The organism is Arachidicoccus sp., from assembly GCF_050436765.1.
Taxonomy (GTDB): Bacteria; Bacteroidota; Bacteroidia; order Chitinophagales; family Chitinophagaceae; genus Arachidicoccus.
Window position 1 is genome coordinate 1 of sequence record NZ_JBNQGD010000195.1, and the last position, 6,384, is coordinate 6,384.

General features: G+C 38.3%; 6 protein-coding genes. 1 reads left to right on the forward strand and 5 read right to left on the reverse strand.

Annotated features, from left to right (window positions below; all coding sequences use genetic code 11):
• Positions 1-362: acyl-CoA thioesterase (locus tag ACQR30_RS08405; RefSeq protein WP_429733982.1), on the forward strand; the 362-nt coding region annotated here is incomplete at its 5' end.
• 30 nt (positions 363-392) lie between these two features.
• On the opposite strand, the gene ACQR30_RS08410 is transcribed toward ACQR30_RS08405, so the two are convergent.
• The 5 genes from ACQR30_RS08410 to ACQR30_RS08430 all read right to left on the reverse strand — a co-directional run.
• Positions 393-551 (reverse strand): hypothetical protein, encoded by a 159-nt coding sequence (locus ACQR30_RS08410; protein ID WP_429733983.1) that lies wholly within the window; start codon positions 549-551, stop codon positions 393-395.
• Between the two features lie 446 nt (positions 552-997).
• Positions 998-2,074: an acyl-CoA dehydrogenase gene (locus ACQR30_RS08415; protein ID WP_429733985.1), complete on the reverse strand. Its 1,077-nt coding sequence runs from the start codon at positions 2,072-2,074 to the stop codon at positions 998-1,000.
• Positions 2,075-2,210: 136 nt separating this feature from the next.
• Entirely contained in the window at positions 2,211-4,127 is a 1,917-nt protein-coding gene (gene acs / locus ACQR30_RS08420) for an acetate--CoA ligase (RefSeq protein ID WP_429733986.1), read from the reverse strand.
• 133 nt (positions 4,128-4,260) lie between these two features.
• A complete protein-coding gene (locus ACQR30_RS08425) occupies positions 4,261-5,172 on the reverse strand; it encodes a LysM peptidoglycan-binding domain-containing protein (protein ID WP_429733988.1) in 912 nt (303 codons plus the stop codon).
• 59 nt (positions 5,173-5,231) lie between these two features.
• Positions 5,232-6,384, reverse strand: a 1,153-nt coding sequence (locus ACQR30_RS08430; protein ID WP_429733990.1) for a methyltransferase RsmF C-terminal domain-like protein, incomplete at its 5' end; no start/stop codon positions are given.

Sequence of the window (6,384 nt, forward strand, 5' to 3'; positions counted from 1 at the left end):
CCGAAGACCTCAATTCTAATAATACTTTGTTCGGCGGCAGCTTATTGAAATGGATAGATGAAGAAGCCGCTATTTATGCGATTATACAATTAGGAACTAATAATTGTGTTACCAAATTTATGTCGGAAATTGATTTTGTAAGCTCTCCTAAGCAAGGCGATATCATTGAATTAGGTATTAAGGCAATTAAATTTGGTAATACCTCTCTTACGCTTACTTGTCAAGTACGAGATAAAATAAGTCACAAAATTATCCTTACGATTGACAAAATCGTTTTTGTAACTGTAGACGATGCAGGTCGGTCAACACCTCATGGCAAAACTAAAATCACTTATACTGATGAAAGATTGAGAGAATACTAAAAGTGATGAAAATCGCTAATTATTTTTTTACTATCCTATCTCAAACAATTGCTTTAGTTCTTTATTGCTGAGGTTGCCAATCCAGTTTTCCCCCGTAGCTACGGTCATTTCAGCAAGTGCTTTTTTGGAATGAATCATCTCATTAATGCGTTCTTCATATGTGCTTTTGGTAATAAAACGATGTACCATTACATTGCTTTTTTGCCTGCATCTAAATTCAGTTGCGGATATTGAGTGAGATAGTCGATTGAATTATATAACGCAATATTGACGAGAATAGCAGCATTGAAAACTGATAAATAAAATTTACGTAACTTGTGTGAAAGGGGATTTTCTAATGAACAGAATATTTGATTTATTAATTTGTGCCATCATGCTTGTTTCAGTTAATTCGACAGCTGCGCAAAAACTTTCTTTATCTGATCACAACATAAAAAAAGATACCGCAATTTTGTCGTTGACGCATGCAGAAATGCTAAATCCGACTTTTAATAATCCGCTCAAAAAATACAACTATTACAATTGTTTGGGAATAATGTGCCGACTAGAATACAAAATGCAAAAAGCTATTAAAGTTCCAATATGCTTTCGTGTAGGTTCAGTACAATACACCAATAACGTAGATGCGGCGCCAGTTAATTCAGATCGATAAAAATGGCGTGTTGACTTCCTGTTTGAAAATCTCGCCATATTTGATTAAGCAATGTATTCATTCTCGCTCCACTGAGGCCGGTAAAAGCATATAGCGTATTGACCAGATGCCTACAAACTTTGACAACCTGTTGTGAAGAATTAGAAACCTGATTTAATAAGCTTTCTGAGATTTTATCTTTTGCAAGGAGGATTTGCCAGGAATGCTCAACCGCTTCGAGCATTGCGCTTCTCGCTGCTGACCAATTCGCTTCTTCTTTTCTAAAAATGGATTGTAGTTTTTCATTCTCCCACATAAAGGTTTCTCCATATTTTTTTTGTTTAAAATGGATCTCACATTCTTCCATAAAATGCAAAGCCATACCCGACATATTGGCGGCAATCGTACACTCGGCTAATTGCAAAAAGGGATATTGGTACAAAGGAGCCTTTATAACTGCTTTTGCAGGCTCTATTTCAAAACATCTTTCTTTAGGAATGACCAAATTTTTTACTGCAAAAGATTCACTCGCCGATGCAACCAGACCAATTGTATTCCAGCTTTTGATCATTTGGACTTCGTCTTTTAGAAAACAAAATGCTTTTATTTTATTTCTTTCTTCTAAAAAGCAATTAGCTGTAAAAACGGTGGCGTGAGGCGCGCCGCTTGCATGCGACCATTCACCAGAAATTTTATAATTACCACTGTCCAAAATGTGTGCAATGCCGGATGGCGCTCCGCTGCCAGCCAAACAAACTTTTTCGTTTTTAAATATTTGCTGAGCAAATGATTTATCTAAAAATCCCGAGAACCACCCGGCCCCACAGCAAAGGGTAAACGCCCATCCGACACTTCCATCTACCCAACCAATAGCTTCTTCAAAACGGACCGTTTGCGGCAATGACCATTGCAATCCACCATAATCTTTTGCTACCAACGCTTTGAACCACTGCTGTTCGAAAATTAAGGCTAATTGTTTGGGATGCAATTGACCGGCTTGTTCTGCTTTCTGAGCATAACCACGCAGAACCATAATCCATTCTTCTTGTAAAATATTTTGTGGGTGGGTTTTTATAGTCATTCTATCTTTTGTTCTTCGGTCAAAAGTAAAAAATAAAAACAGTCAATTGAATTTCTCAATTGACTGTCTAAAGGAACTCTCCCAGAAATTTAATTTTGGGATGTGAGATTCACTACACAAAATTATTATTTTGTCGTTACAACTTCCCTTTCTTTATTTCGTCCACGACACCTGCATCCAGTAAACTAGAGGTATCCCCTAAATTTTCGGTTTCATTCTCTGCAATTTTGCGCAGTATGCGGCGCATTATTTTTCCGCTACGTGTTTTAGGCAGTCCTTTTACAAATTGTATTTTATCAGGTTTCGATATTGGGCCAATGATACGGGTCACTGTTGCGGTGATATCACGACGAATTAAATCTTCATCGTTGGCATTGTGTGTCCCATTGTAAATGACAAAGGCATAAATGCCTTGCCCTTTTATTTCGTGAGGATAACCCACTACGGCACTTTCAACCACGCCAGCATGTAAGTTGATGGCATTTTCTACCTCAGCAGTACCAATTCGGTGGCCACTTACATTCAGTACGTCATCTACCCGACCAGTAATTTTGTAATTGCCAATTTCATCGCGCATGGCACCATCACCCGAGAAATAATGATTGGGATAGGTACTGAAATAAGTTTTCTTACAGCGTTCGTGGTCGCCAAATGTTGTGCGGATGATGGATGGCCACGGGAACTTCATACAAAGATTACCGGTACCTGCGCCTTCAATTTCTTTGCCATGTTCATCCATCAAACAAGGTTGAACACCGGGTAATGGGAGAGTTGCCCATCCGGGTTTCGATGGCGTAATGCCGGCAAGATTCGAGATAAGTATGCCTCCGTTTTCAGTTTGCCACCAAGTGTCTACTATCGGGCATTTACCTTTACCAATTTTTTCATCATACCAGTGCCAGGCCTCTTCATTGATGGGTTCCCCTACTGAGCCTAATACCTTTAAAGTAGATAAATCTTTCCCTTTTAATGGCTCGTCGCCGTAACTCATCAGGCTGCGAATCGCTGTTGGAGCAGTATATAGAATATTGACGCGATGCTTATCTACCAAATCCCAGAATCTTCCTGCATCAGGATAAGTAGGGATCCCTTCAAACATAACCGTTGTAGCACCTGCGCTTAATGGTCCATAAACGATATAGCTATGACCTGTAATCCAGCCAATATCAGCAGTGCAGAAATAGATGTCGCCCAGTTTATAATTAAATACATTGACGAAACTGTAATTGGTGTAAACCATATAGCCTGCGCAGGTATGAACCACCCCTTTTGGCTTTCCGGTAGAGCCGGATGTATATAAAATAAACAAGGGATCTTCGGCATCCATTTCCTCGGCGGGAGCAGGAGCCATTGCTAAGGTTTCTACTTTTTTAATTTCGTCTTCCCACCATACGTCACGGCCTTTTATCATAGATACCGGAGTGCGTGTACGGGTACAAACAATTACGCGTTCTATAAAATCGCAACTTTCCAATGCGTCGTCAATCAAAGACTTTAAAGGAATATCTTTTCCGCCGCGGAATGCGCCGTCACAAGTAATTACAAATCGAGCACTCGCATCCTGCAAGCGGTCGGCTATACTTTTAGCGGAAAACCCGCCAAAGATGACGGAATGTATAGCGCCAATGCGCGCGCAGGCCAAAACCGCAATGGCTAATTCGGGAATCATTCCCATATATAAACAAACACAATCACCTTTTCTTACTCCATTGTTTTTAAGCACATTGGCAAACTGGGTTACTTTATTGTAGAGGTCGTTATAAGTGAGGACACGGTGGTGTTCATCAGCACTATTAGGCTCCCAGATGATGGCCGGTTTATTGCCTAATGCTTCTAAATGGCGATCTATACAGTTCTCCGTAATATTAAGTTTTGCACCCTTGAACCACTGTACTTTGTAATCTTCAAAACTCCAATCTAATACTTTATCCCATTTTCGCTTCCATTGAAAATTACTTGCTATATCGGCCCAAAAATTTTGTGGTTGCTGAATACTACGTTCGTAAACTTCTTTATATTGTTCAAACGATTTAATTTGATAAGGATAAGACATAATAGAAATATTTTGGAGGGATAATATTACAAAATTTTTTTAAAAAGGGGATTAAAATAACGATTGTATTTGCGGAAACGTTTGTTTTAGTATAAAAAAGAAGCCCTGGTTTTTTACCAGGGCTTTATCAATTTTATTTAAAATAAGAAACTATCAGATCGAATTTGTCGCCGGAAACACCTAAAACATTTGCCGCAGCGTCGCTAATTCGATAACTTAAACCTTCATTTTCTTTCACATTTCCAAGGTTCCATAAAATTTTTGCATAAATGGTTTTGCCATTGGCTTGCACTTTTACGACGGTACCCGGGTTAACATCATTCATTAAAATAAAATATTTTTTGTCTTGCCAACCACTAGCTGTTTTAAATACTCCGGAGCTTCCTTTAGTTATCAGTTCCGTGCCACTTGCCTGGCTCTTATAGGTAGTGGCATATAAGCCTTCATCAGTAACTGCTGGTTTAACAGACGTCTGATCAAAAACTGATGCATTGCTGGGTTTCTCTTCATTATTTCTTTGCTTTTCTTCCTGATTTGTATTAGTAATGGGAGTGTTTTCTGCTGTTTGTGTAGCGTTATTTGGTGGTAGCTGGTTTGTTGTATCACTATTTTGATCTGATGTATTTGCGACAAGATTATCAACAGCCGCCATTTTTTTTAGTTTTAATACTTGTCCTACTTGAATGGTATTGCCCGTAATATTATTCCAATCACGCAAGTCGGTAACAGGTATCTGGTATTTATGACTTATTTGATAAAGCGTCTCTCCTTTTACCACTGTATGTGTATCAGGAATGTCCATTGCTGCTTCAGAGGAAGCATCAGCGTGTTTGGTCGGTATTTTTACTTCTTCCCCAATTGATAATTTGCTTGAAGTCGTCATTTTATTCAATCGCATAATGTCACCAACGGAGGTACCATATTTTTTTGCCAGTTGAGAAAGCGTTTCGCCCTCTTTAATGGTATGTACCTTATAAGAAGATTGAGCCAACGAAGCACCTACAAAGAGAAATAAGGCGCTTATTAAAATTGAAATTCTTTTCATCCGAGTATTATTTGCTTTTTTATTTTTTAAAGATGCTATTTTTTTTAATAGTGATAAAGTTAATCTTTTAAAATCCGCCATTCTGTGGGATAATAATTATTTAGTCGATTGGGCAATATTTTCATCCAGCCCAAATTCAAATGTTCAAAAGTAGCTAAGCACCAACCTTTTGGAGCATTATCTAAATCAAAACTCTGCCGCTTAAGGTATTGCAAACTTTGTGCCTTGTCTAGATTTATTTTATTTATATTGCCATTGACAATAGTGCTAAGTGCCAAATCGTGGGCGGGCACGAGGCCTTTGTTCTTTAATTCTCCGATGGTAATGCCTGCTTTTTTCATATAGAGGTTTTTTTGCAGAACACCAATATCTTCTAACCATTTTTCATCAATTGCCAAATAGTAATTGTTTTGTTTAATATATATTTTGTCTTCACCATGAGAAGTCCAGTTCTGTATCTCGGCTATTTCGTTTTTATTTGCGAGCGTAAGATTATTTGCGATAAAGCTACCTCGATGGATGTCTTTCTTTTTAAAAACGGCAATAAAAAAGCCTTCGCTACGCGTTTTGTCAGGATAAAATTTATAGCCAACTGTCTTATGTTGTTTAGATGCTACAGTGGTAATACCCCAATCTTCCTGTGTTTGTAGAGGGACGTTTTCCAACTGAAAATTATTCATCATCCAATCTAAATTATCTTCATCTTCTTGTGGTGAGTAAGAACATGTTGCATAAATAATCAACCCATTTTCTTTGATGGAAGGATACATGTCTGCTAAAATTCTTTGTTGTCGACGGCTACAGAGTAATACATTTTCTTCGCTCCATTCACTGATAGCATTATTATCTCTACGAAAAAGGCCACTTCCACTGCAGGGTGCATCTATCAGCACCACGTCAAAAAAAGCTGGAATCCTATTAAAATGCGAAGGATCATTATTGGTAACAATGATGTTAGATGTGCCCCACTTTGTTGTATTCTCCAGTAAGATATTGGCGCGCGATTTAATTACTTCATTTGCCACAATTAACCCTTTTTTGAAATAAGCTGCCAGTAAAGTTGTTTTACCCCCGGGTGCAGCACAAAGGTCTAGTACTTTTGCCTCAGAATTCTTATCTATAGTTTGTAAAAGGGCCTCCCATAAAAACTGACTACCCGATTCTTGTACATAGTACAGTCCCGCATGAAATAATGGGTCGTGGGTAAAGGAA